21 protein-coding genes are annotated in these 24829 nt (G+C 36.0%); 8 read left to right on the forward strand and 13 right to left on the reverse strand.

All coding sequences use genetic code 11. The annotated features are described in order from the left end of the window. Window positions 1-89 precede the first annotated feature (89 nt). From NG809_RS08320 to NG809_RS08335, 4 genes are read left to right on the forward strand one after another with little or no spacing between them, the layout of a single operon-like run. On the forward strand, window positions 90-857 hold the full coding sequence (locus tag NG809_RS08320) for an enoyl-CoA hydratase-related protein (protein WP_262149693.1): 768 nt from the start codon (window positions 90-92) through the stop codon (window positions 855-857). 31 nt (window positions 858-888) lie between these two features. Beyond that, window positions 889-1317 (forward strand): deoxycytidylate deaminase, encoded by a 429-nt coding sequence (locus tag NG809_RS08325; RefSeq protein ID WP_262149695.1) that lies wholly within the window; start codon window positions 889-891, stop codon window positions 1315-1317. A 24-nt stretch (window positions 1318-1341) separates the two neighbouring features. Continuing rightward, window positions 1342-2256, forward strand: coding sequence for a site-specific tyrosine recombinase XerD (gene xerD, locus NG809_RS08330; RefSeq protein WP_262149697.1), 915 nt, complete (start codon window positions 1342-1344; stop codon window positions 2254-2256). After that, complete coding sequence (locus NG809_RS08335) at window positions 2253-2768, forward strand: NUDIX hydrolase (RefSeq protein WP_262149699.1); 516 nt, start codon at window positions 2253-2255, stop codon at window positions 2766-2768. The genes xerD and NG809_RS08335 overlap by 4 nt, the downstream gene beginning before the upstream one ends. Here NG809_RS08335 and NG809_RS08340 read toward each other — a convergent pair whose 3' ends face one another. From NG809_RS08340 to NG809_RS08350, 3 genes are read right to left on the reverse strand one after another with little or no spacing between them, the layout of a single operon-like run. Beyond that, entirely contained in the window at window positions 2769-3227 is a 459-nt protein-coding gene (locus tag NG809_RS08340; RefSeq protein WP_262149700.1) for a heme-binding domain-containing protein, read from the reverse strand. Then, on the reverse strand, window positions 3227-4984 hold the full coding sequence (locus NG809_RS08345; RefSeq protein ID WP_262149702.1) for an Ig-like domain-containing protein: 1758 nt from the start codon (window positions 4982-4984) through the stop codon (window positions 3227-3229). Before NG809_RS08345 ends, NG809_RS08340 begins: the two co-directional genes overlap by 1 nt. 25 nt (window positions 4985-5009) lie before the next feature. Continuing rightward, window positions 5010-6269: a serine hydrolase domain-containing protein gene (locus NG809_RS08350; protein ID WP_262149705.1), complete on the reverse strand. Its 1260-nt coding sequence runs from the start codon at window positions 6267-6269 to the stop codon at window positions 5010-5012. A 391-nt stretch (window positions 6270-6660) separates the two neighbouring features. On the opposite strand from NG809_RS08350, the gene NG809_RS08355 reads away from it, so the two are divergent. Continuing rightward, window positions 6661-7113 carry a hypothetical protein gene (locus NG809_RS08355; RefSeq protein ID WP_262149706.1) on the forward strand — a complete coding sequence of 151 codons (453 nt, stop codon included), beginning with the start codon at window positions 6661-6663 and terminating at the stop codon, window positions 7111-7113. 197 nt (window positions 7114-7310) lie between these two features. Here the strand turns inward: NG809_RS08355 and NG809_RS08360 are convergent, their stop codons facing one another. The 5 genes from NG809_RS08360 to NG809_RS08380 all read right to left on the reverse strand — a co-directional run bounded on the left by NG809_RS08360 (window position 7311) and on the right by NG809_RS08380 (window position 12865). Next, on the reverse strand, window positions 7311-8243 hold the full coding sequence (locus tag NG809_RS08360; protein WP_262149708.1) for a 2-hydroxyacid dehydrogenase: 933 nt from the start codon (window positions 8241-8243) through the stop codon (window positions 7311-7313). Window positions 8244-8295: 52 nt separating this feature from the next. Continuing rightward, on the reverse strand, window positions 8296-8823 hold the full coding sequence (locus tag NG809_RS08365; protein WP_262149710.1) for an acyl-CoA thioesterase: 528 nt from the start codon (window positions 8821-8823) through the stop codon (window positions 8296-8298). Beyond that, window positions 8811-9590: an HU domain-containing protein gene (locus NG809_RS08370; RefSeq protein ID WP_262149712.1), complete on the reverse strand. Its 780-nt coding sequence runs from the start codon at window positions 9588-9590 to the stop codon at window positions 8811-8813. The genes NG809_RS08365 and NG809_RS08370 overlap by 13 nt, the downstream gene beginning before the upstream one ends. 126 nt (window positions 9591-9716) lie before the next feature. Next, complete coding sequence (locus NG809_RS08375) at window positions 9717-11816, reverse strand: TonB-dependent receptor (protein ID WP_262149714.1); 2100 nt, start codon at window positions 11814-11816, stop codon at window positions 9717-9719. 254 nt (window positions 11817-12070) lie between these two features. Further along, window positions 12071-12865, reverse strand: coding sequence for a WG repeat-containing protein (locus tag NG809_RS08380; RefSeq protein ID WP_262149716.1), 795 nt, complete (start codon window positions 12863-12865; stop codon window positions 12071-12073). A 369-nt stretch (window positions 12866-13234) separates the two neighbouring features. Between NG809_RS08380 and NG809_RS08385 the strand changes: the two genes are divergently transcribed. Then, window positions 13235-16015, forward strand: coding sequence for a bifunctional aconitate hydratase 2/2-methylisocitrate dehydratase (locus NG809_RS08385; protein WP_262149718.1), 2781 nt, complete (start codon window positions 13235-13237; stop codon window positions 16013-16015). Between the two features lie 98 nt (window positions 16016-16113). Here the strand turns inward: NG809_RS08385 and NG809_RS08390 are convergent, their stop codons facing one another. From NG809_RS08390 to NG809_RS08400, 3 genes are all read right to left on the reverse strand, one after another. Next, window positions 16114-17742 (reverse strand): WG repeat-containing protein, encoded by a 1629-nt coding sequence (locus NG809_RS08390; protein WP_262149720.1) that lies wholly within the window; start codon window positions 17740-17742, stop codon window positions 16114-16116. A 6-nt stretch (window positions 17743-17748) separates the two neighbouring features. Further along, window positions 17749-18009 carry a hypothetical protein gene (locus NG809_RS08395; RefSeq protein WP_262149722.1) on the reverse strand — a complete coding sequence of 87 codons (261 nt, stop codon included), beginning with the start codon at window positions 18007-18009 and terminating at the stop codon, window positions 17749-17751. A gap of 78 nt (window positions 18010-18087) precedes the next feature. Next, window positions 18088-19332: a hypothetical protein gene (locus NG809_RS08400; protein WP_262149724.1), complete on the reverse strand. Its 1245-nt coding sequence runs from the start codon at window positions 19330-19332 to the stop codon at window positions 18088-18090. A 454-nt stretch (window positions 19333-19786) separates the two neighbouring features. Between NG809_RS08400 and NG809_RS08405 the strand changes: the two genes are divergently transcribed. Next, window positions 19787-22054, forward strand: coding sequence for an aconitate hydratase (locus NG809_RS08405; RefSeq protein WP_262149726.1), 2268 nt, complete (start codon window positions 19787-19789; stop codon window positions 22052-22054). Window positions 22055-22103: 49 nt separating this feature from the next. Here the strand turns inward: NG809_RS08405 and NG809_RS08410 are convergent, their stop codons facing one another. Next, a complete protein-coding gene (locus NG809_RS08410; RefSeq protein WP_262149728.1) occupies window positions 22104-22787 on the reverse strand; it encodes a LytR/AlgR family response regulator transcription factor in 684 nt (227 codons plus the stop codon). Then, complete coding sequence (locus NG809_RS08415; protein ID WP_262149730.1) at window positions 22774-23787, reverse strand: sensor histidine kinase; 1014 nt, start codon at window positions 23785-23787, stop codon at window positions 22774-22776. The genes NG809_RS08410 and NG809_RS08415 overlap by 14 nt, the downstream gene beginning before the upstream one ends. Window positions 23788-23950: 163 nt before the next feature. Between NG809_RS08415 and NG809_RS08420 the strand changes: the two genes are divergently transcribed. Beyond that, entirely contained in the window at window positions 23951-24826 is an 876-nt protein-coding gene (locus NG809_RS08420) for a DUF5694 domain-containing protein (protein ID WP_262149732.1), read from the forward strand. The last annotated feature ends 3 nt before the right edge of the window (window positions 24827-24829 follow it).

A 24829-nucleotide genomic window follows, 5' to 3' on the forward strand; every position in this document is an offset into this window, starting at 1 on the left:
AAACTGTTAAAAGTGGAAAAAAATTACATTTTTCCACTTTTTTATTAAAAAAATTTATAATTTGCGTATTCTTAAATGATTAAGCCAAAATGACGTTCGAAAACATTATTGTAGACAGAGAAGATAAAATTTCAGTAATTACAATCAACAGACCCGCGAGCCTTAACGCCCTGAATGCCAAGACAATTCAGGAACTAAGTGAGGCATTTGACAGTCTTGACAAAGATGCTGATGTACGCGTAATTATTATTACAGGAAGTGGTGAAAAGTCTTTTGTAGCTGGAGCTGACATTAAAGAATTCACAGATTTTAGACAAAAAGAAGCAGAAGAATTAGCGAGAAACGGTCACAATTCTCTTTTCAATAAAATCGAAAACCTTTCAAAACCTGTAATCGCTGCGGTGAATGGTTTTGCACTCGGAGGTGGCTTGGAACTTGCAATGGCCTGCCACATCAGATATGCATCAGAAAATGCAAAACTTGGGCTGCCTGAGGTGACTTTAGGTTTAATTCCCGGTTATGGAGGAACGCAGAGACTTCCGAAACTGGTAGGAAAAGGTCTGGCTAACGAAATGATCTTTTCAGCGAAAATGATCACGGCGCAGAGAGCCAAAGAAATCGGCCTTGTGAATGAGGTTTACACAATAGAAGAATTATTAAATAAAACGAAAGAACTTGCAAAAACTATTGCCAACAACTCGCCAATGGCGATTGCAAAAGCGATAAGTGCGGTAAATCTTTCAGATACAGACAGAGGATTTGATACCGAAATTCAATATTTCGGAGAGGTTTTTGAGTTGGACGACAAAAAAGAAGGGGTAGCTGCCTTTCTTGAAAAAAGAAAACCCAACTTTTAAACTTAGGATTACCTAATTATTTCAAAAAACGATGAAGATGTACAGTAAGTTTGATAAAGCTTATCTAAAAATGGCTCAGGAATGGGCAAAACTATCTTACTGTAAAAGAAAACAGGTAGGAGCAATCATTGTGAAAGACAGAATGATCATTTCGGATGGCTACAACGGTACACCATCAGGATTTGAAAACTGCTGCGAAGACGGGAACGGGAAAACGCACTGGTATGTTCTGCATGCCGAAGCCAATGCCATCCTTAAACTTGCAGGGTCTACACAATCTGCAAAGGGCTCTACACTTTATCTCACACTTTCGCCATGTAAAGAATGCAGCAAGCTGATTTTACAGGCCGGAATTGAGAAACTGGTGTACATCGACGCATACTCAGATGATGAGGGAATTGCGTTTTTAAGAAATCATAATATTGAAATAATACAGGTAAGTGAAGATGATTTAAATTAAAAAAAACAATTAAAAAACACACAAATGACTTGGGAAGAAAAAATTAAGGATTTTGAAATATTTCTTCGTTTTGAAAGAAATTTTTCAGAAAACACACTCGACGCCTACGTACGCGACATCAAAAAACTAAAAGATTATTCTGAAGAATCTTTGGAAAATACGGGACCTGACAGAATCAGCTATGAAAATCTGCAGGAATATATTTTCAGACTCAGCAAACAGAAATTCAGCGAAAGATCACAGGCAAGATGGATCTCATCGATAAAAGCATTTTTCAGATATTTACTGGAAGATGAAGTGAGAGATGACAACCCTTCCGCTTTACTTGAAGGCCCAAAACTGGGACTTTATCTGCCTGACACTTTAAGTCTTACAGACATCAATAAAATTATCGAGGCAATTGAAATTTCTTCCAAAACAGGGAAAAGAAATCACTGCATTATTGAAGTACTGTACGGATGCGGACTTCGTGTATCTGAACTGATTGATATTAAAATTTCCAATATCAATTTTAAAGAAAACTACATTAAAATAAATGGTAAGGGAGACAAAACGAGATTCGTCCCGTTGGCTCATTACACTGCAGATCTTATCAAAGATTATATTCACGAAGTAAGATCTGAATATAAAGTAGCTAAAAAACATGAAGACACGCTGTTTCTGAACAGCCGCGGTACTTCAATGTCGAGAGTAATTGTATTTTTAATTATTAAAGAACTGACAGATAAAGCGGGAGTGAGCAAGAAAATTTCACCGCATACTTTCAGGCATTCTTTTGCTACACATTTGCTTCAGAATGGTGCTGATCTCAGGTTTATTCAGGAAATGCTGGGACATTCAAGCATCACGACTACTGAAGTGTATACGCATTTGAAAAATGAAGAATTGAGGGATGTAATTTTGAATTATCACCCGAGAAATGCTAATATTGCACAATGAAAAATCTAACTTTCTGCCCAGGTTGTGGCAACGAAACACTTATCTGGGATCAGGAAAAAAAATGGAGCTGCAAAAACTGCAGCTTCGTTCTTTACAATAATGTAGCAGGTGCCGTTGCGGTCGTAATCCGTTGTGGCGATGAAATATTTCTTACCAAAAGAAATCAGGATCCAAAGAAAGGAAAACTGGACATGGCCGGCGGATTTATCGACCCTAAAGAATCTGCCGAAAACACATGCAAAAGAGAATTGTACGAGGAACTGAAACTCAATATCGATGTTTCAAAACTAAAATATCTGGCGAGTCTTCCAAACGTTTATCAATACAAAGAAATTGACTACAACACAATTGATCTTTTCTTTGAATACAGTGTAACCGAAAAGTTTGCCGTAGATCTTGAAATCTCTGAAATTTCTGACACAGTATGGATTCCTTTAAATGAAATCAATCCCGATGATATCGCTTTTGATTCTCAGAAAAAGTTTCTTGAAACGTACATCAAAAACTTTTAATTAAAACTTACCGGCTTTTAAAACAGACTCAAAATAATTTTTGAGTATTGTCTGCTGTGCTGGTGTAAGGTTGGCTTCATCATGATAAACACTGTATCCCGGAAGGGGCATGGTTTTGTTTTGAATGGTTTGAACGGATTTTTGCAACATACTTTTTTTAAGGTCGGAATTATAAGATTTCCAGACTGAAAAATTGAGATGTCTTCTGCCGTCGTTCACGTGAGATTTTATTGACCATGAAACAGGCGCAATCTGTGCATATTTTGGGTAAACTGTTTCATCTGAATGACAGTCGTAGCAGGCATTTTTTATCAGCACAGCCACTTCAGCAGGTGTGTTTTGCACAGTCACAAAATTAAGCTTTTGATCTACCGGTTTATTAACCTTATCGATCGGAATAAACTGAATCAGAGCAAAACCTACCAAAATCCAAAAGAATACTTTTTTAGCTGTTTTCATTATCTTCTGTCTTGAAGATTCAGGTTAGTATCATTCTGCAAACGTCCTCCGGTACCGGTACGGTTCAGCGGATTAACCGTCTGTTCTTTTTCCACTGGAGCTGCCGGTTTTATCGCTTCTAAATCCAATGTCTTTGTATCTTTCAAATCCCAGTTTTCAATGGAATCCCAAAGCGGACGTGAAAGAGCCAGTTTGTAATAAGCATAGGCATCTTCGGCAAACGTTTCATTCCTAAAATCAGCAGGATCCCAGAATTTATTTCCGTTGTTATCTACCAGAATTCTTACGATGTATTCGCCGGGTTTCACAATATCAAACTTGACTTCAGAGCCTGATGTGTATTTCGAGTATGTAACTTTTTCACCGGAATCTAAGAGCTGAATCCAGTAGCTGGTTGCCGGAGCATTGACAAGTTTAAAGGTCAGACTTCCGTAGTTTTCTATTTTATCTGCTTCAAAGTCAAACCTTTTTGAATCTGCATTTTTCTCATAATACGATAAAACAGTGGTTTTAGGAACGGTAAGAGAATATTTTTTACCTTCTTTAAAATCAGAATTAATCAGAATTTCATAAGGATTGGTTTCGGAGATTCTGGCTGTGAAATTCTGCGAAATACTATCCGATTTCAAGGTCCACTTTTCAGGCTGAATTTTATCTACAATATAATTGGAAATAATCTTAAAATCTGATTTTGGAGCCAGTAGATTACCACCGATACCGTTTTCCACAGACATTTTATTCTTCGTATTATACTTGTAGAAAAGCGATGCGTTAAAAAGCGAATCTTTAATCACACCCGCATCATAGGTAAACTTCAGATTTTCTGTAATTCCCTGCCCGATTTCATTTTTTACGGCATCAAACCAGATTTTTACCGTATCAGATTTTGGCTTGTGGGTTATTTTGAAATCTTTCATTTTTTCGCTCAGCGGGTTTACTTTTACCGAATCCGGATTGCCTTCAAAAGTCATCAGAATTCCGCCCGGCATTTCTTTCATTTCAAGATATTTCACAGGCTTTTTGGAAGGATACATTCTTAAATTTAAACCTGAAATAGATTTCTCTATAACAACTTCTTCTTTCTGGAAAGCAATTTTCTCCTTTCCGGGATCATAGACAGAATTGGTGTTTTCATCTTCAAAGGCGATGATTTTGTATCTGCCGGGAGAGAGATAATTCAGTTCGTAATAGCCATCATCGTCTACTCTTGAAATGTAGTAAGGTTTTTCGCGGTAGTTTATGGTGTCTGAAACTTTATACAGACCCACTACTTTTTTGTTTTCAGAAGTGGCCGTTTTCCTGATGGCCATTCCATCTTTCACTTCACCGGAAATGTAGAGATCATCCAGCTTTTCGCCTGTTGAGAAAGCGAAATTGTAGTACCTTAGAATATTGGATTCGTTGTTATCTGCAATGGAGTTTCCGAAGTTGAAATTGTAGGTGGTATTGGCCTGTAAAGTATCTGTCCACTGAATCAGAAGCGATGTATTGGCAATATTGGAAGGCAGAATTCTCTTGATACTTTTGATGGGCGGAGAGATAATCAGATTTTTATTGATGTCTTTCAGCGTGATGTATTCATCAAAATCTATCCTTAATTCTTTAATATTTCTTGAAACATTAACTCTTGTCGTATCGATATTTGAACCGATAACGTTCGGCGCCAATGTATCTTTAGAACCACCGATTGGCGAGCCCACTCTTGCACAGGAATGCAACAGAAAAAGCACCGTTAAAAATAAAAAAATTCTTTTCATGAATATATTTGCGCAAAAATACTCATTATTCTCCTAAAATTTCAGTTCCATTTTTCAGAGAGTCCTGATTTTCATTCATTATGTGGTGCAGCTTGTCTTTCTGAGGTGGAAAATCTTCGAAAAGACCAGCTAAAGCGAGCGCAGTATACACTCTTCCAGAATACTTATTTCCGATAGCGACAATCGTTACTTTGGATTTCAGTAAATGGGCAAAAACTGAGTTTGTTCCGTGCCACCAGCCGTTGTGGTAGGTCAGTTTTTCACCGTTATCAAAAATTTTCATTCTGAAACCTAAACCGTAATTATTCTGTCCGGCCTTTTCGTTGCTGTACGGTTCAAAAATCATGTTTTTCAATTCAGGTTTAAGGAAATCTTTTGAGAATAATGCTTTTGAAAAATTATAAAGATCTCTCGGCGTGGTGTAGACATTTTTATCTCCATAAATGAGATCCAGACGGTCCAAAGGATACAGCCTGTTTCCGCCAAAATAGAAAGATTGTGAAGCGGTAGGAATATCTTTTTCCTCAAAAATATAGGAATGCTGCATTTTTAAAGGTGCGAAAACCATTTCTTTCATCGCTTTCGGGAAAGGAGTTTTGGTCACTTTCTCAATGATCAAAGCCAAAAGTGCGTAGTTGGTATTGCAATACATAAATCCGGTGTCGGTATCTCTTGCCAGCTCGGGTTTGTATTTTATGAGCATGTTGAGCACATCCTGATTCGTGATGTAATTTTTGGAAAGCTCTGCGGGTGCAGGTTTAATTTTATCGATGAAATATTCGTATTTGGGAAGCCCGCTTCTTTGATCCAGCAATGTTTGTATGGTCACATTGGGGTAAGGGAAACCGGGGAAATGATCTGTTAAATGATCCGTCAGCTTTAGTTTTCCGGCTTCAATTAATTTTAAAACCGCCATCGCCGTCATGGTTTTTGAAACAGAAGCCACATGAAGCGGAGTATCTTTATTGATGGGATTCTGATTTCCTTCTCTTGCAAAACCTCTGTAGCCTTCGAAGAGAATTTCATCACCTTTGGCGACCAGAATTCCACCACTCAGGTTGCCTCTGTCCCAAACCTTGTCGTAATATCCTTTGATGTATTGAATCGTAGCATCTTTACCGGAAAGGTAAGAATCTTCTTTGCTGAAAACCTCATCTAAATTGACATTTCCATAATTGGGAAGTTCGGAAGAGTATGCCTGTGCCTCCTTCTTTTCGGATTTATTTTTACATGAAATATTCAACAAAAAGACGGTTGCCGCCAGTAGCAATTTAAACTTCCTCATACCCAAATTAAAAAATGAACGGCAATTTAATAAAACTGAAAAGAATGACTGAATGCGGTTTGTAAATTATGAATTATTTAACATAATTGAAAAGGAAATCCGCTTCCACCTGAAAGCCCACGTTTCCCAAAAAAACTCCCTACTATGAGCAAGATTTTCAAAAATGTGGTAAAACATGCCGAAACACAGTAATTGATCAATTACGTAAGAGCGAATTGGTGGTGAGTGTAGTTGTCAAATTTTCAGTATCTTTATAATAGAGCAGTAACTGTCTCAAAGTCGGGATACTTTGCGAAGCCAATTAATATTATAAATGATGCATCAAAAATAACTCTTATACGGTTATATGAAATACAAAAAAGAATACTGACAACTACAAAAATCCAGGTAAATGAAAATAAATAATTCACATCCTTTTCAAATGAATCATTATAAGTTAAGTTATTTTTTATCCCTATTATTTTTATTTTTTGTTTTTTGTAAATCCCAAGGTATTGAGTATGTTTATGAAAACAGAAATATAGTTTTAAACGAAATGGAAAAGAGATTTGATATAAAAGAAAAGTTAAATATATTTTTTGAATCAGGCTTTAAAGATGAAAATATAAGAATTTCCGTAGATTCCAGGGAAAAATATAATGATAATGTAATAACAGATAATGTTATCGGATTGGCAAAACATTATTCTATCAAGCAACCGAAAAAAGATATAGAAATTACTTTACCAGACGCAGTTATTAATTTACAAGTAGTAAATTTAAAAGATTACAAATATATTTATATAAATAAAAAAGAAAAAAAATATTCTGTTCTAATCTCTAATAAACCGCACTTTTATTATTAACAAGACTGGTAATGTATCAAAATTTGTGGTGCCGCATTTTTAAAATGTAAATCATTGATTTTCACCCCGCTGCTCAAAGCCTCCTGACTTTGCGCAAGGTTTTCACAGAAGACAATATACTGCTAAGATTTCTTCGTCATTTTAACTACCTTCCCAGAGGATGAGTCTGTTTGCAAATAAAAAAAATGATGTGCGAATCAATTTATAAACTCAGCCACAATCTTATCCACAATCACCTGCGCCAGCTTTTCCTTGCTTTGGTGCGTCCATCCGGCAATGTGAGGCGTTACGATGGCTTTTTCAGAGTTTAAAAGGTAATCTAAATCATCATTTTCAGATTCTAATTTTTCAAAAGAAGCCTTTTCGTATTCCAAAACATCGAGGCAGGCACCTTTTACTTTACCTGATTTTAAAGCTTCAACTAAATATTTCGTTTCAACGTTTTTACCTCTGGCTGTATTGACAAAATAAAAACTGTTTCGCATTTCTGCAATGAAGTTTTCATCAATCAAATAATGCGTTTCGTTATTTAAAGGAATGTGAAGACTCAACACCTCAGCTCTTTCTTTCAGTTCTTTCAGACTGACTTGAGTGGCAAACTCATCTGAAAGATTGGGAAGAATATCATGAAAGATTACCTTACAGCCAAACCCTGAAAGTCTTTTGGCAGTGGCTTTCCCCATATTTCCATAGCCAATTAATCCCACGGTTTTACCAAGCAGTTCGTCGCCACGGTTTTCTTCACGCAGCCAGATTCCTTTTTTCACTTCGGTGGAGGCGATGAAAAGGCGGTTCATTAAAATCAACAGCATTCCAACCACATGCTCGGCAACAGAATCACGGTTCCCTTCGGGTGAGTTAATGAGTTGAATTCCCAGTTTTTCAGCAACAGGAATATCAATATTTTCCATCCCCGCTCCTACTCTTGCGATGAATTTGAGATTTTTACCGTGCTCAAGAAAGTTTTTATCCAAAGGAATTCTGCTGCGGATAATGACCCCGTCGTAGTTTTTAATTTTAGCACAGACCTCATCGTAGGAAGAAGTGAAATCTTCTTCGAGAATACAGTTTTTGGCTAAAAGCTGCTCGGTAATCAGGGGATGGTTTTTGTCTAAAAGTAAGATTCTCATGATCTCAGATTGCATTTAAAAATAAACGGAAGAAAAATTCTTCCGTTGTTATTTATGATTCGATTTCTCCAGAAAACAATTTCTTCAGTTCCACAGAATCTGTTGGTTTCATTCTTCCTGAAAGAATCAGCGAAAGCTCTTTTCTTCGCAAAGCGGCAGCGTGTCTTTCTATTTCAATTTCGGTTTCAGGTTCCATGTCCGGAATTGGGATGGGTCTGTTGAATTCATCCACTGCCACAAAAGTGTAAATCCCTTTGTTGGTTTGAATTTTTTTGTGATTAATCGGATCATCCAACCAAACATCCACATAAATTTCCATTGAAGTTGAGAATGCGCGGGAAACTTTAGATTCCATGACCACAATTCCGCCTTCTGGAATTGGATGGTCGAAAGAAACGTGATTTACAGATGCCGTTACTACTCTTCTTTCGCAGTGTCTTGTTGCGGAGATGGATGCACATCTGTCCATTCTTGCCAATAATTCACCACCGAAAAGGTTTCTCAGTTGGTTGGTGTCGTTAGGAAGAACGATATTCGTCATCACCGTAAGAGATTCTGACGCTTTTTTTATTTTTGCCATTTAGATTTTCTTTTTTTAGGATACCATTTTCTTGGTGTATGTTTGCGGACAGAGTCCTTTCTGATAGAATCTATTTTCAGAGAATCTGCTTTGAAAGCGGCTCTTTTAATAGAATCCGAGATTTTCAGTTGAGCGGAATCCAGTTTTGTGGGAACTGTTTTTTCTATTCTTCGGGTTTTGGTCTGTGCGGAAAGACTGTCGAAAGATTTATTACCGAAGATCAGTTCCTTTTGTGTAATTCCCAGATAAATCAATCCTGCAACAGGAATTGCGATAAGGAAAATCCACAGAATAGATTTGCTGAATTGATAATCTTTTTCTTTTGTGCTGGCTTCAATTAATTTTTCACCATCGCTGATATCTGAAAAACGGATCTCTTCCAAACCATAAAAATCCGGATGATCTGAGGCTAATCTTTTACCGAAAAACGCAATCCCGTTGTCGCCCTGCTCGATCTGTCCGAAGTTTTGGATTTCAAGAGAATGGTCTGCCTGAAGTTTTTTCTTCCAGAAATCAGTCTGAATCTGGAGTTCGTTTTTTGCTGCCTCAAAAGTAATTCCTTTTTGGGAGGCAATATAATTGATAAGCTCATCAGACTCCGCCAGATAATCTACTTTAAAAGCAATCTGGCTGGATGGCGGAAGGATGCTGCCGTTTTCAGGATCTAGTTTTGCCTTGGAATTTTCGAGGTAAAAAACGCCAAATCCCGCTACGGTAACGCTTCCGTGCTTCTTCAGATATTCTAAAATGTATGCTGAAATATTCATTTGGCGACAAATTTATGACTTTTTCGTGACTTTTTTAAGTTTTAAATGAAATGAAAAAGACTGCCGAAACAGTCTCTCAAATTAATTCTAAATTACTTAGAAAGGTATAAAAAATGATTTGGTGTTTTATTGAATTTTCCAGCTTATGCCAAACATAAAGTTGGTGCCCGCTTGAGAAAAGTAAACCGGACCGTTGTAAACATAGCCATTGTTAACGTATTTCTGATTTAAAATATTATTAACTAAAAGCTTCAAAGCAACTTCTTGTTTTTTGATCTTAAAATCATATTGTGCATTAAAATCTGTCAGCAAATAATCGTTAAGCTGTAAATCCTGAGTTTGGGTATTGTCTAAATATTGCTTTCCGACATATTGATTCGTCAGGATAAACTGGAAATTTTTTACCGGACTGTATTTCAGAGTTAAATTGGCAATTAAGTTCGGAGAAAAAGAAATTTTCGTATCTCCCAGATTCTGAATCCCCGATGTGTTTTCAATCTTAAAATCCAAATTCTGATTCTGGCTTGCACTCACATTCGCAGAAATTTCAAACTGTTTTGAAACTTTCGCCAAAGCCCCAACCTCAATCCCACGTCTGTAACTTTTACCGGAATTGGTTCTGATAAACTCTCCGATATTGCTGATCTGTCCGTTTAAAACCAACTGATTCAGATAATACATATAATAAAGATTGGCCGTAAAAGCAACTTTACCAAACTGCTTTTCAAATCCTGCTTCAAAGTCGTGAAGTTTTTCAGATTTCACATCGTTGTCTGAAATTAAATCATCACGATTCGGTTCGCGCTGAGCGTGGGCGTAAGAAATAAATACTTTTCCGCCACCGATTTTATAATTTACACCGGCTTTAGGATTAAAAAACAGCCAGTTTTTGTTTAAATCAGCACCTTCAAAATCGCCTGCCTGAAGAATTTTTGTGTCGTAATCTATATTTCTCAGTTGAAGATCTCCGAAGAATTCAAAATTATTGACAGTAACTAAAGCTTTTGCAAAACCTGCCACTTCATTCTTCACCGAACGGTTTCGGTAATATTCAGATTCTACAATCTGAGGATTGAAAACATCAGTTACATTTCCGTAATGTCTTCCGTAATATTGATTTCCGACAACACCAAAATTCAGATCTAAATTTTCAAATTTTCCATACAATGTAGAAACAACGCCGTAGAAATCATTATTCAGCCATTTTTTTCTGATAAAATCTGAATACTCTTCGCCATTAATATCCGGAAGATTGTATCTCGCAAAAGGATCGCCCTGTTTGTAATTTTCATAGTAACCACGGCCTTTCGTGTAGTGAAGTGTCGTCTCAAGACTCCAGTTTTCATTTAAACCCTGTTCCCAAAGTAACTGATAGTGGTTCTGTCGGTAGTTATCTGTTTCGTTATCGTAAAATCCAACAATATTTTCCCAGTTGGCATCATAAATTGCACCTGAAAAATTATATCTCGGATTGGTTTCCCATGTTTTTCTGTCTACCCCATTCCATGCCTGATAGGTTTTTTCCTTTCCTCCAAAAGTCATCAGACGGAGTTTTGTCATTCCTTCTTCAAATAAAGCTGTAAAATTATAGGAATGTAAATCAGATGAAGCGCGGTCGATAAATCCATCGGAATGAATGTGAGAATAGCGTCCCATCACAGAAAGACGGTCTTTCCAGAATTTGCCCGAACCTATTTCCGCTGAATATTTATACGTATTAAATGAACCGTAACTGTCATCAGTTTTAAAATAAAACTTCTCTTCAGGCTCTTTTGAAATGATATTAATACTCGCCCCAAACGCTGAAACTCCATTGTTTGAAGTTCCCACACCCCGCTGAATAACAACCTGCGACGCCGAGCTCGTAAGATCCGGAACATTCACAAAAAAAGTTCCCTGACTTTCAGAATCGTTAAACGGAACACCGTTCATCATCACATTAATTCCTCTTCCGGCAACCCCACGAATCCTGAAACCCGTGTATCCAACGCCATTTCCGGCATCTGAAGTAGAAATTACTGAAGTCTGGTTTTTCAGCAACATCGGAAGATCCTGTCCGAGATTTTTGCTGTCGAGATCCCGCTGTACACTGATAATTTCTTTTGCAACGGGAAGTCGTCTGGTAAAGCTTACTGCTTCGATTTCTCTTACAGCAACGGTGTCTGCAGTCTGAGCATTTAGAAAATTGGCGGCTACGGTAAGCCCTAAAAAAACAAATCCTTTCATTCTTATAAATTTTTAAAATTTAACTGAATAAAAGGGGCGATTATCGAGTATAAATGATGTTTGATTATTGATAAATGATTTTCCTCAAAAATGTTATCAATTATCGCTTATCATTCATCAATCATAATGAATGTTTCCCTAAACAGCATTACCTGTTCCAGGTTCATTGGGTATAATCTCAGCTCCGGTTGGGGCACCCCTTAAATTTCATCGGCAAAAGTAATACTTTTTCAGATAATACTGAAAACTATTTTTTATCTGTACGATTTGTTGTGAATATCGATGTAGTAATAGTTGACATCATCCTTGGTTACTTCAAACATATTCCCGAGTTTCCAGCTGTAATTTCTTTTGATATCTCTGTATTCAAAAGGGATTACAATTTGGTTTTTGGTATCAATAATTCCGAATTTATCGTTATTGGCGGCGATAATCATTGGGTTTGCCACGTCATTGGTTTCCATTACAAACAGAAAATCGTAGGCAGGATAGATCGTGAACTGTTTTTTATCAGCAGGATTTACAAACCGACCGTCTTCTATTAAACCGTACTTTCCATTCAGGCGGTAGGCATGGAATCGGGCTTTTTTATATTCTGCCCTGCAAACTCCCAAATCTGCAGGTTTGTAGGTGTACACAATTTTTCCGGACATATTAATTCGGTAAGAAACCCCACCTTTGTCGACGGTTGCATAGTTTTTTGAACCAAACTTTTTTACTTTTTCGTTGGGCGAATACAAAAGATTGCAGTCTTCACCAAAAAATAGGGCAATGTGGTATTCCGGCTGAATGATGAATTTCCCGTTTTGATTTACATAACCATATTTCCCGTCTTTTTTCTGCGGAATAAGCAGAGGAACTTCCTCATCAAGGGCTACAACACCCTTTGGTAAAAAATTGTCGGGTACAGATTTCTGAACTGCAGTTTTTTTCGCCACAGACTTTGTCACAGGCTTGGATTTTAGAGCTTTAGATTGAGAACTGATGAGTAAACTCAACAGAGTAAATGCCATTAAGGTCATCTTAGTAGAAATTTTTAGAGTCATCATGTTAGTTTTTGTGTTCCAAAAATACTAAAATAGAATTTATAAAAAGTGTATTTATAAAGAATCTAAATAACGATGCTTTAAAAAAATATTTAAAATTCGTAAATTTGAGCACATTTTTAAATGTTTGATAATTTTATGCAAAACATTTTACGGAAAGCCTCCTGAGTATCTGCAATACTGAAAAGGATATCCAAAACCTGTCTGAAGAAATTAAAGTGAATTCATTTTCTTTAGTTTAAATTAACATTATCTCACATCACAACTGTTTGAATACGAAACAGATTCAGCAGTATAAAAATTCACAGGAAATAGTTTCAGTATCAAAAACTGTAAACATCTAAATAAAAGATTGAAAAGACTTCTAGAATTATGAATATTTATCAGGATTACATCCAGGAAATCGAGGAAAGAAAAACACAGGGGCTTCACCCCAAACCAATTGACGGCGCAGACTTACTGAGCGCAATTATTGAGCAGATCAAAGATACAGCAAACGAGTACAGGGCTGATTCTCTTAAATTTTTCATCTACAACACTTTGCCCGGTACAACAAGTGCAGCAGGTGTAAAAGCTAAATTTTTAAAGGAAATTATTCTTGGTGAATCTGCAGTCGCAGAAATTACTCCAACTTACGCTTTTGAATTGTTGTCTCACATGAAAGGTGGACCTTCAATAGGTGTTTTGCTTGATCTGGCTCTGGGAAATGACGAAACTGTTGCAAAGCAGGCCGCTGAAGTTCTTAAAACTCAGGTTTATCTGTACGATGCTGATACAGCCCGTTTGAAAGAAGCTTACGAAGCAGGAAATGTAATCGCTAAAGATATTTTGGAAAGCTATGCAAAAGCAGAATTTTTCACTAAACTTCCTGAAGTTGCAGAAGAAATTAAAGTGGTAACATTTATCGCTGGTGAAGGTGATATCTCTACCGATTTATTGTCTCCGGGAAATCAGGCTCACTCGCGTTCAGACAGAGAATTGCACGGAAAATGTATGATTACGCCTGAAGCTCAGGAAGAAATCAAGGCTTTACAGGCTCAACATCCGGATGCAAGTGTAATGCTTATCGCTGAAAAGGGAACAATGGGAGTTGGTTCTTCCCGTATGTCCGGTGTAAATAACGTTGCACTCTGGACGGGGAAACAGGCAAGTCCTTACGTACCTTTCGTGAACATTGCTCCAATCGTAGCAGGAACAAACGGTATTTCTCCAATTTTCTTAACAACAGTTGACGTAACCGGAGGTATCGGAATCGACCTTCAGAACTGGGTGAAGAAAACTGACGAAAACGGAAATCCTGTGCGTAATGAAAACGGCGATATCGTTTTGGAAGAAAAATATTCTGTGGCTACAGGAACTGTTCTTACCATCAATACCAAAGAAAAGAAATTATACAACGGAGAAACTGAACTGAAAGATATTTCAAAATCATTTACTCCTCAAAAATTAGAATTCATCAAAGCGGGCGGATCATACGCTATCGTTTTTGGTAAGAAAATCCAGACTTTTGCTGCAAAAACTTTAGGAATTACAGCTCCAACGGTTTTCGCTCCTTCAAAAGAAATTTCTATCGAAGGACAAGGCTTAACTGCCGTTGAAAAGATCTTCAACAGAAATGCAGTAGGAGTTACCGATGGCAAATTATTACACGCAGGTTCAGACGTACGTGTAGAAGTAAACATTGTAGGTTCTCAGGACACAACAGGTCTGATGACCGCACAGGAACTTGAATCTATGGCTGCAACCGTGATTTCTCCAATTGTTGACGGAGCTTATCAATCAGGTTGTCACACTGCTTCAGTTTGGGATAAAAAAGCGCAGGCCAATATTCCTAAATTAATGAAATTTATGAACGAATTCGGTGTGATCACAGCACGTGACCCGAAAGGTGAATACCACGCAATGACAGATGTTATTCACAAAGTTCTAAACGATATTACGGTTGACGAATGGGCAATCATCATCGGTGGAGACTCTCACACAAGAATGTCTAAAGGTGTTGCTTTCGGAGCTGACTCCGGAACGGTAGCGCTTGCTTTGGCAACAGGTGAAGCTTCAATGCCGATTCCTGAATCTGTGAAAGTGACTTTCAAAGGAGACATGAAAGAGCACATGGATTTCCGTGATGTTGTGCACGCAACTCAGGCTCAGATGTTGAAACAATTTGACGGTGAAAACGTTTTTCAGGGAAGAATTATTGAGGTCCATATCGGAACACTTCCTGCTGACCAGGCCTTTACATTCACAGACTGGACTGCAGAAATGAAGGCAAAAGCTTCTATCTGTATTTCTGAAGATGATACTTTAATCGAATCACTGGAAATTGCAAAAAGCAGAATCCAGATTATGATCGACAAAGGAATGGATAATCACAACCAAGTTCTTCAGGGCTTAATCAATAAAGCAAACAAAAGAATCGAGGAAATCAGAACGGGTGAGAAGCCAGCGTTGACTCCAGATTCCAATGCAAAATATTATGCAGAAGTAGTCGTTGACCTTGACATCATCGTTGAGCCAATGATTGCCGATCCGGATGTAAACAACGACGACGTTTCTAAAAGATACACGCACGACACTATCAGAGATCTTACGTTCTACGGTGGTGAGAAAAAAGTTGACCTTGGTTTTGTCGGTTCCTGTATGGTTCACAAAGGCGATTTGAAAATCGTTTCTCAGATGTTGAAAAATATCGAAAAGAAAAATGGTAAAGTAGAATTCAACGCTCCATTGGTTGTGGCGGCTCCTACTTACAATATCATCGACGAGCTGAAAGCTGAAGGAGACTGGGAATTTTTAGAGAAATATTCAGGTTTTGAATTCAATGACAACGCTCCTAAAGGTGAAGCACGTACTCAATATGAAAACATGATGTATCTTGAGCGTCCAGGTTGTAACCTTTGTATGGGTAACCAGGAAAAAGCTGAAAAAGGAGATACTGTTTTGGCTACTTCTACAAGACTTTTCCAGGGAAGAGTAGTTGAAGATTCTGAGCGTAAAAAAGGTGAATCTTTGTTGGCATCAACTCCTGTTGTAGTTTTATCGGCAATTATCGGAAGAATTCCAAGCATCGAAGAGTACAAAGCTGCTGTAGAAGGTATTGATTTGACTACTTTTGTTCCGTCTATTAAAGAATTGGTAACTGTTGGTCATTAAGGTGTCACACTGAGCTTGTCGAAGTGTTAAATATAAAAGGAAGATTTCTTGCGAAGTCTTCCTTTTTTTGATTTTATATTAAATCTACTTGTAGCTAATCAAAAAGTATTTTCAACAGAATTAAAATGAAGTGATATTTTTAGGTTTTTAGAATCAGTACCTTTTAAAACTAAATTATTAGAATCAAAAGTACTTTTTACACCATATCTTTTGAGTAGTTCTTTTTGAAATCTTTTAGCAATTACTTCCTCTTTTTGCATAGCGCCATTCAATAACTCCAAATAAATTTCAACTGAAACAAGCTCAGAATCTGTTGCTAAAAATGTTTTAGAATTCTTTCTAAAATTCATATTAACTTTTCTTACAATAAAATCATTAATATGAGATATTGAAACCGAATCGGTATCCTCTATTAACAAATCTGGATTATTTTCTTCCCCAGATACAATCTGAATAAGTTCTCCGTGAGCACTTCCAAGTTTTAGATTATTTAAATTTTTATCCTCAACAACCTCTAATAACTTTTTATTTTTATATAATCCAAAAAGACCTAATTTATTAGACCGATTAAAAAACTGCTCTATCAATTTGGTGGAATCATAAAAATCTCTTTCAACAAAATCAAAATTACCTCTATACAAACCATTAAATTCTAAAATTGTATTAAATGCTGTTGGGAATGTTTTAGTGAATTGCGGAGTAATAATATATTTACCTTTATCATTTATAAAACCAACCTTTCCTCCAATTTTTACAGCAGCTAAATTTGAAAAAAAATCGCCGGCATTTTCAAATTGAGGATTAATTATAAAATTTCCTGCAGTATTAATATAACCAAAATTTTTATCTGACCTAACGGAAGCTAAAGATTGATTGAAGCTACCAGAATCATTGTACTGAGGATTAATTACAACATTTCCTTTTTTGTCTAAAAAACCTCTATTATTACTTTCTCCCCCATCTTGTGATAGATTGAACGCTGCCAAATCATTTTTATATGGAAGTATACATCCATATTTGGGGCTAAAAATATATTTTCCTTTTTTATCAATTACACCATATTTATTATCTGCTATCGAAACTGTTGCTAATCCTTCACTAAAACTTTCAGCAGATTTAAATTGATAATTTATCACTAATTGTCCATTCTTATCAATAAACCCATAAAGCATATTAGGACTATCATAGCCAGTTTTCTCATTATTCTTTCCAACTATTGCCAAACCTTCTTTAAAACTCGCAGCGTAGTCAAATTGTGGCTTTATAACAAATTTACCCATCTTATCAATAAAACCGAATTTACCAGAAACATTTACTAAGGAGAGGTTTTCTGAAAATTCACTAGCTGACTCGATTTCTTTCAATATGAATTGTTCCTTACCCTGATTATTAATACATATAATAAATCCATTTTTATGAGTTACAAAGGCTAATCCATCGCTAAAATTAGTTGCCCAAAGAAATGTAGGTTTAATAATATAGTTACCTTTTTTATTAATATATCCAAGAAGACTGTCTTCATTTGCAACAACAGCCAAATCCTCCTTAAACAACTGTGCTATTGTGAATTGAGGATTTATAATATATTCTCCACTCTCATCAATATATCCCCATTTACCATCAACCTCTACAGGAATAAGATCATAAGAAAAATCGTTATTACTTGATAATTTTGAACAACTAACAGTAAGCAGAAACAAAATTAGTAACAAAAAAAATTTAGACATAATTACTTATTTTTCAAGAATTTCAAAATCCAAATCTTCAAGATAATTTTTAGCTTGAATAGAATTAAAATCATTCGCATCATGCAATAGAAAAAAACCATCAGAATAAAAACTTGCAATACAAATTACATAAATTATAGGATATTCTAGCTTTCCGATTTTTAGAAAGTATTTCTTTCCTTGCTTTTTAACTGGGCATCCAAAGTTATCTATATGAATTGCAGCTTGTAAAACATGACATCTTTTAATATTCCCTGAGATAGGCATAACTCACTATTTTTTCTCAAAAATACCTTGATAAAGCCACAACAAAAAGTCCAAACGTGTCCAATTTGAAAAATAAAATCAAGCAGAATATTTAGAAAAATCAGAATCTAAATTTTGTAAAAGGTGATATATTTGAGAATAGTTTGTGTTTTCAACCAGCGGTTGTAATTCCTGAAAAAGAAAATTTTTCTTAGCCAATCCGTTTTCGGATAAGATGCACTTTGCGAGATACATTATTTTGATATAATCATTGTAAAGCAAACCCGTAATATCATTAAAATCAGAATCTGTCAATTCAAAATCTTCTGTATTTGAATCATTATTTGCAGCCCATGCTAAAGCAAAAGTTGTTTTTACAAAAGCCATATTAATTCCAAAAAAATGCATAGCCTTTTCTTTCTCTTTTATTTTTGGAAAATACTTCAAAAAAGATTTTGCTTTCTTTAAATATTGATAAGCTAAGTCATATTCCTGTAACCATAAAAGCGTATTGCAATAGAAAATGAGCATTTCCTGCTGATGAATTTCCTGTAAACCGGAGTTTTCAAGTCCTTCCAGATACTGTTTTGAAATTTTTTGAAATTCCTCAACATCATTAATCTTCTTCGCAAAAATCAACTTAATTGTATGGTACCGCATTTCATGATATGGCATATACTGAAAGTTTTCACGGTACTTTTTGTATGTTTTGTCGAGTGTTTTAATTTCCGGTAGAAATACACAATCATCATTGGAGAGAAATAATCCTAAAACTAAAAAATTATTGAGAGCCAAATTAACAAGAACATTTTTTGTCTTAGCTATTCTATCATTTAAAATTTCCCTGAGCCAATCCTGTCCGAAATAATTATAATTTGGAAGCCAGGCCAGGAAATAATCAGAACTCCAATTATTATTTTGATAGAGACTATAAAAAAATTGAAAATTTTCTATACTGCTGTAGATCACCTTTGCATAATCATTCAAGGTATCAACAATCATCGTATTTTGATGATAATCTATGTTATACCGATTACCATTTTCAAAAAACGCCGACATACTTTCAATGTAGTTTTTGTCTTTATCTGCAATGCCGTCAAGCTGTGTAATATATGATGAGAACGCTTGCCAATCTTCAAAACCAACATATTTACAAAGCAATGACAATGAAGTTAATCCAACTTTTTTGTCTAAATCTATTTTCCCAAAAAAACGTCTTAAAGTTTGAACACTGAGACGGGTATTTACAGCCAATTCTTCAAAACTTTTTACAGAATTTAATGGCTTTCCAAATCTATCTTTGACGGCGAGTTTAAGTTTGTCTTTAATTGGATCAGTTAACATCCCTTTTTACAATTTTTTGGAAGACTAAAATATAATCACGAAGATAAGAAAATTGAATTTTCAAGTTTAAATGAGGTTTAAATGCTGGCTTACCGAATGAAATTTGTTTAGAATCTTTCCATTTAAGAGCCGTTGTGATTATTTTAACTTATGTCAACATCACAATTTTCAATTTTTCCTTAAATTGATAGGTATAAAAAATATTGATTATTCATCTTATTCATACCGCTTATTATTGGTCGGAATGGTATTTGATAAAATAACACAGTTAAAATAATCTGTTTTAAAATTTAATAATGATGGTTAAACGATATTTTTTAACCTCATTTATTGAATTATTATTTAACAGATATCAGACTGAAAGATTCTTGTTCAGATTAAATACTGTATTTAGATTGATATAAGTTTTTAATTTAAAACAGAAAATTCACCAACAGAAAAAATTAAAATAGATATGACTTTCGACATTGACATGATTAAAAAAGTGTACGAACGCTATCCTGAACGCATTGCAGCAGCAAGAGAAATTACAGGAAAACCGTTGACACTTTCAGAAAAAATTCTTTACACCCATTTATGGGAAGGAAACGCAACAAAGGAACATGAAAGAGGAAATTCCTACGTGGATTTCGCTCCGGACAGAGTTGCCATGCAGGATGCAACGGCTCAGATGGCACTTTTACAGTTTATGCAGGCAGGAAAACCTAAAGTTGCTGTTCCGTCGACCGCTCACGCTGATCACCTGATTCAGGCAAGAGTAGGTGCAGAATCGGATTTACAGGAAGGAATCAACAAGAACTCTGAGGTTTTCAACTTCTTAGGTTCTGTTTGTGACAAATACGGAATCGGTTTCTGGAAACCAGGAGCCGGAATTATCCACCAGGTAGTTTTAGAAAATTATGCATTCCCTGGAGGAATGATGATTGGAACAGATTCTCACACGGTAAACGCCGGAGGTTTAGGAATGGTTGCCATCGGTGTCGGTGGTGCTGATGCCGTTGACGTAATGGCCGGAATGGCTTGGGAACTGAAAATGCCAAAATTAATCGGTGTAAAACTGACCGGAAAAATGTCTGGCTGGACTTCAGCAAAAGACGTTATCCTAAAAGTTGCCGGAATTCTTACCGTAAAAGGAGGAACAGGCTGCATTGTCGAATACTTTGGCGAAGGTGCTGAGTCTTTTTCCGCAACCGGAAAAGGTACAATCTGCAACATGGGTGCTGAGATTGGTGCGACTACCTCTACATTTGGTTATGATGATTCGATGAGAAGGTATCTGGCGGCCACTGGAAGACAGGATGTAGTGGATGCCGCAGATCAGATTGCAGAACATTTAACAGGTGATGCCGAAGTTTACACAAATCCTGAACAGTATTTTGATCAGGTGATTGAAATTAACCTTTCAGAATTGGCTCCTCATTTGAACGGGCCTTTCACACCGGACTTGGCGACTCCAGTTTCTGAATTTAAAGCAAAAGCAGAAGCGAACGGATGGCCAATTGAAGTGGAATGGGCATTGATCGGTTCCTGTACCAATTCTTCGTACGAAGATCTGTCGAGAGCGGCTTCGATTGTTGAAGATGCCGTTGCAAAAGGTGTAAAACCAAAAGCTATTTTAGGAATCAATCCAGGTTCTGAGCAGGTAAAATTTACTGCTGAAAGAGACGGATTCTTAGATTCTTTCAGAAAATTTGAAAACGCAAGAATCTTTACCAATGCTTGTGGCCCTTGTATCGGGCAATGGGACAGAGAAGGTGCTGATAAAGGCGAGAAAAACTCGATCATCCACTCTTTCAACAGAAACTTTGCAAAAAGAGCTGATGGAAATCCTAATACCCATGCATTCGTAGCTTCACCTGAAATGGTTGCTGCGATTGCGATTTCAGGAAGGTTAGATTTCAATCCAATTACAGACACTTTGACCGCTGAAAATGGTGAGCAGATAAAATTAAACGAACCAAGTGGCTCAGAATTACCATCAAAAGGTTTTGCTGTGGATGACAACGGTTACCAAGCGCCATCAGAAGACGGTTCGTCAGTTGAAGTAAAGGTAAGTCCGACTTCAGACAGACTTCAGTTGCTTGAAGAATTCCCTGCTTGGGACGGTAAAAATATTACCGGAGCGAGAGTTTTAATTAAAGCTTTCGGAAAATGTACTACTGACCACATCTCTATGGCTGGACCATGGTTGAAATACAGAGGTCATTTGGATAATATCTCCAACAACATGTTGATTGGAGCCGTAAATGCTTACAACATGGAAACCAACAAAGTAAAAAACCAGCTGGATGGTGCTTACGGCGAAGTTCCTGCTGTACAGAGAGCTTACAAAGCTGCAGGAATTCCTTCGATTGTTGTGGGAGATCAGAACTACGGTGAAGGTTCTTCAAGAGAGCACGCTGCGATGGAGCCGAGACATTTAGGTGTAAAAGCGGTTTTGGTAAAATCATTTGCAAGAATTCACGAAACTAACCTTAAGAAACAGGGAATGTTGGGATTAACTTTTGCAGATGAAGCAGATTACGATAAAATTCAGGAGGATGATGTGGTGAACTTCTTGGATTTGGATCAGTTTGCTCCAAATAAGCAACTGACTTTGGAATTCATCCACACAGACGGAAGCAAAGACATTGTAATGGCAAACCACACCTACAATGATCAGCAGATTGATTGGTTTAAAGCAGGTTCCGCTTTGAATTTGATCAAGCAACAGGAAAATTAAAATCTTTTTTATAATTACTGAAAGCAACTTCATCTTTGGAGTTGCTTTTTTATTTAAGTTTTTCCAGAAGATTTGATTTGTACATATCTCCGATGGGAACTTCATGTCCTGAATTGAGAATGACTTTTTTTGAACCTAAACTTTTAATTTCATTTAAATTTAAAATAAACGACTTATGAACTCTTGTAAAATTTTCAGGAAGTTGATTTTCCATTGATTTTAAAGTATCCAAAACGATATATTCATGAGCTGCGGTTTTGATATTGACGTAATCTTTGATGCTTTCTACATAAAGAATTTCATTAAAATGAATCCGATGCTGCTGACCCGAAGATTTTACGAAAAAATGATGAGGCTCATTGGTTTCATTAAAAGAAAAACGCTCCTGAACTTTTTGAATACTTTTATTAAAACGGTCGAAAGAAATCGGTTTTAAAAGATAGTCGATTACATTGTGTTCATAGCCCTCCAGAGCATATTCGGAGTACGCGGTTGTGAGAATATATTTCATTTTATCGCCGACTATTTTCATGAAATTAATTCCGGATAATTCGGGCATCTGAATATCCAGAAAAGCAAGACTGACTTCATTTTTCTGAATAAATTCCAAAGCCTCAACAGGATTTTCTGACGAGAAAACAAGTTCGAGAAACGGAATTTTTTCGACGTAATTTCTTAGGAGCGAAACGGCAAGCGGCTCGTCGTCCACAATCATGCATTTAATTTTCTTCATTCAAATCAATCTTTAAATCTACCGTGAAATCGGTTTCGGTTTCAACAATATTCAGTTGGTACTTTTCAGGATATAAAATCTCCAGACGCTTTCGCACATTTTCAATTCCGATTCCGGAAACAGTATCTTTCGTTCGTTCTTTTTTAAAATTTAAAAAATAAAACTGAAGCATTTTATTTTCATCTGAAATCTTCATTTCAAAACCTTTATTTCTGAAATCACCGTGTTTGAAGGCATTTTCGACAAACGGAACTAAAATCATCGGTGAGATACTGAGTTTTGGATGATCTATCTTTTTCTCAACAATCAACAATTCAGGATTATTAATTCTGAGTTTTTCCAAAGAGATTAAACTGTCGAGATAACCGATTTCTTTATCCAAAGTAATAAAATCTTTTTCCAAATCTTTCGTACTGTATCTTAATAACCGCCCCAATTCTTCGATGGCAGGCAGCGCTTTTTCGGAATTCTGATAAACCAGCGCATAAATATTATTTAAAGAATTAAAAATAAAATGAGGATTTATCTGAGTTTTCAAGGCCTGCAAATCTGCATTTTTTTTCGCTTCAATCAGTTGTGATTTTTCTTTTTCAGCATTAATGAAATATTTAAAAAACCAAAACGCCGTACTGATGAAGATGGTCGTGCTGCTGTAAAAGACATTGTCGAAAAAATAGTAGAAAATATTGGTGTCTTCAGGATAATTTCTAATGTTAAAAGCTATTGGAAAAAGCCACTGCTCAATACAGTAGCGAATCATTACAAAGCAGCTTACACTCAGGAAAAATGCAAAAATGGAGCGGTAAATTTTATCTGCATGAAAAAAGACAGGCACCACAAGGAAATAGTTTACATAAAAACATATAAAACTTGCCACGAAAAAAGTCAGATCAAGAATCACAGCACTGAAACCGTACGCAATTGTAGGAAGGATGACGGAGCCGATAAGGTAAATCACCCAGAAAAAAATATGCAGATAAAAGAATTTTTCAATTTTCATAGTGAATGAATCATGTTCAAATGGTAAAGATTTGAAATACAAAATTAAACTGTTGACGAACTTTACAAACTTCATTTCGACAAACCTACCGATATTCCGGATGAAATTTATTTTAACTGAATAAAATTACCCTTTGTCTAAAAGCTGTTTTTTAAAAAAGATAATGACTGATACTTTTGAGCATCATTTAAAATTAAAACTCATGAACATCAACAGACTTCTTATTCCGTTATTGCTTTTGTTAGCTGCAAAAATATATGCCCAAAAAATCCCGTATGACAAACTTAGCATTTATAAAACAAAATTTGATGATGCTGTTCCCGTTCTGAATGTCGCCACTTTCCACATGGGCAAGACTTCAGATGCCAACAGTACAGAATTTAATGAACATGACTTGAAAAACCAGCTTGAAGTAAAGAAAGTAGCAAAACTTTTAGCAGAATTTAAACCTACAATTATTGTGATTGAAGACTTACCGCAAAATGACAGTTTGAGAAATCTAAGTTATCAGAAATACATCAAAAATCCTGAATTCAAATTTGAAAATCCCGATGAAAGAGAACTTTTAGCTTACGAAGTCGGGAGATTGAGTAATTCCAAAAAGATTTACGGCATTGATTTTAAAGAAAAATACAACTACAAAATCGGATATTTCGTTCCCAATAAAACTGATCGAAAAACGAATGATGCTTACTGGAAACTGTTGGAAGACAATGAGCAAAAGAATCATGAGGACGGAATACCGTTTTATGATTTGTTTAAACTTAATAATCATCCGCAGTATTTGGAAAGTTTAATCAACATCAATGCAGATATGCTGACGTATATTTCAACCAAAGGTAAATCTGAAGGTGCTGATGAAGCCGCAAAATTTTATCATCGAAATCTTGTGATGTTTTCAAATTTAAACCAAATTCCAACCGATAAAAATGACAGAATATTTGTTTTAATGGGCGGCGCTCACACAGCATTTTTTATGGATTTCCTGAGAAGAAGTCCGAAATATCGAGTGGAAAATGTTTTTGATTATTTGAAGTGAAAA

The sequence above is a fragment of the Chryseobacterium foetidum genome (assembly GCF_025457425.1).
Taxonomy (GTDB): Bacteria; Bacteroidota; Bacteroidia; order Flavobacteriales; family Weeksellaceae; genus Chryseobacterium; species Chryseobacterium foetidum.

What these genes read in the sequence shown, in the direction of transcription:
- NG809_RS08345 (WP_262149702.1), bottom strand. Translation starts at nt 4,984, where the DNA reads ATGAAAAGAATTTTTTTATTTTTAACGGTGCTTTTTCTGTTGCATTCC.
- NG809_RS08320 (WP_262149693.1), top strand. Translation starts at nt 90, where the DNA reads ATGACGTTCGAAAACATTATTGTAGACAGAGAAGATAAAATTTCAGTA.
- NG809_RS08350 (WP_262149705.1), bottom strand. Translation starts at nt 6,269, where the DNA reads ATGAGGAAGTTTAAATTGCTACTGGCGGCAACCGTCTTTTTGTTGAAT.
- NG809_RS08415 (WP_262149730.1), bottom strand. Translation starts at nt 23,787, where the DNA reads ATGAAAATTGAAAAATTCTTTTATCTGCATATTTTTTTCTGGGTGATT.
- NG809_RS08360 (WP_262149708.1), bottom strand. Translation starts at nt 8,243, where the DNA reads ATGAGAATCTTACTTTTAGACAAAAACCATCCCCTGATTACCGAGCAG.
- NG809_RS08385 (WP_262149718.1), top strand. Translation starts at nt 13,235, where the DNA reads ATGAATATTTATCAGGATTACATCCAGGAAATCGAGGAAAGAAAAACA.
- NG809_RS08375 (WP_262149714.1), bottom strand. Translation starts at nt 11,816, where the DNA reads ATGAAAGGATTTGTTTTTTTAGGGCTTACCGTAGCCGCCAATTTTCTA.
- NG809_RS08410 (WP_262149728.1), bottom strand. Translation starts at nt 22,787, where the DNA reads ATGAAGAAAATTAAATGCATGATTGTGGACGACGAGCCGCTTGCCGTT.
- NG809_RS08390 (WP_262149720.1), bottom strand. Translation starts at nt 17,742, where the DNA reads ATGTCTAAATTTTTTTTGTTACTAATTTTGTTTCTGCTTACTGTTAGT.
- NG809_RS08335 (WP_262149699.1), top strand. Translation starts at nt 2,253, where the DNA reads ATGAAAAATCTAACTTTCTGCCCAGGTTGTGGCAACGAAACACTTATC.
- NG809_RS08420 (WP_262149732.1), top strand. Translation starts at nt 23,951, where the DNA reads ATGACTGATACTTTTGAGCATCATTTAAAATTAAAACTCATGAACATC.
- NG809_RS08340 (WP_262149700.1), bottom strand. Translation starts at nt 3,227, where the DNA reads ATGAAAACAGCTAAAAAAGTATTCTTTTGGATTTTGGTAGGTTTTGCT.
- NG809_RS08380 (WP_262149716.1), bottom strand. Translation starts at nt 12,865, where the DNA reads ATGATGACTCTAAAAATTTCTACTAAGATGACCTTAATGGCATTTACT.
- NG809_RS08325 (WP_262149695.1), top strand. Translation starts at nt 889, where the DNA reads ATGAAGATGTACAGTAAGTTTGATAAAGCTTATCTAAAAATGGCTCAG.
- NG809_RS08405 (WP_262149726.1), top strand. Translation starts at nt 19,787, where the DNA reads ATGACTTTCGACATTGACATGATTAAAAAAGTGTACGAACGCTATCCT.
- NG809_RS08400 (WP_262149724.1), bottom strand. Translation starts at nt 19,332, where the DNA reads ATGTTAACTGATCCAATTAAAGACAAACTTAAACTCGCCGTCAAAGAT.
- xerD (WP_262149697.1), top strand. Translation starts at nt 1,342, where the DNA reads ATGACTTGGGAAGAAAAAATTAAGGATTTTGAAATATTTCTTCGTTTT.
- NG809_RS08395 (WP_262149722.1), bottom strand. Translation starts at nt 18,009, where the DNA reads ATGCCTATCTCAGGGAATATTAAAAGATGTCATGTTTTACAAGCTGCA.
- NG809_RS08370 (WP_262149712.1), bottom strand. Translation starts at nt 9,590, where the DNA reads ATGAATATTTCAGCATACATTTTAGAATATCTGAAGAAGCACGGAAGC.
- NG809_RS08365 (WP_262149710.1), bottom strand. Translation starts at nt 8,823, where the DNA reads ATGGCAAAAATAAAAAAAGCGTCAGAATCTCTTACGGTGATGACGAAT.
- NG809_RS08355 (WP_262149706.1), top strand. Translation starts at nt 6,661, where the DNA reads ATGAAAATAAATAATTCACATCCTTTTCAAATGAATCATTATAAGTTA.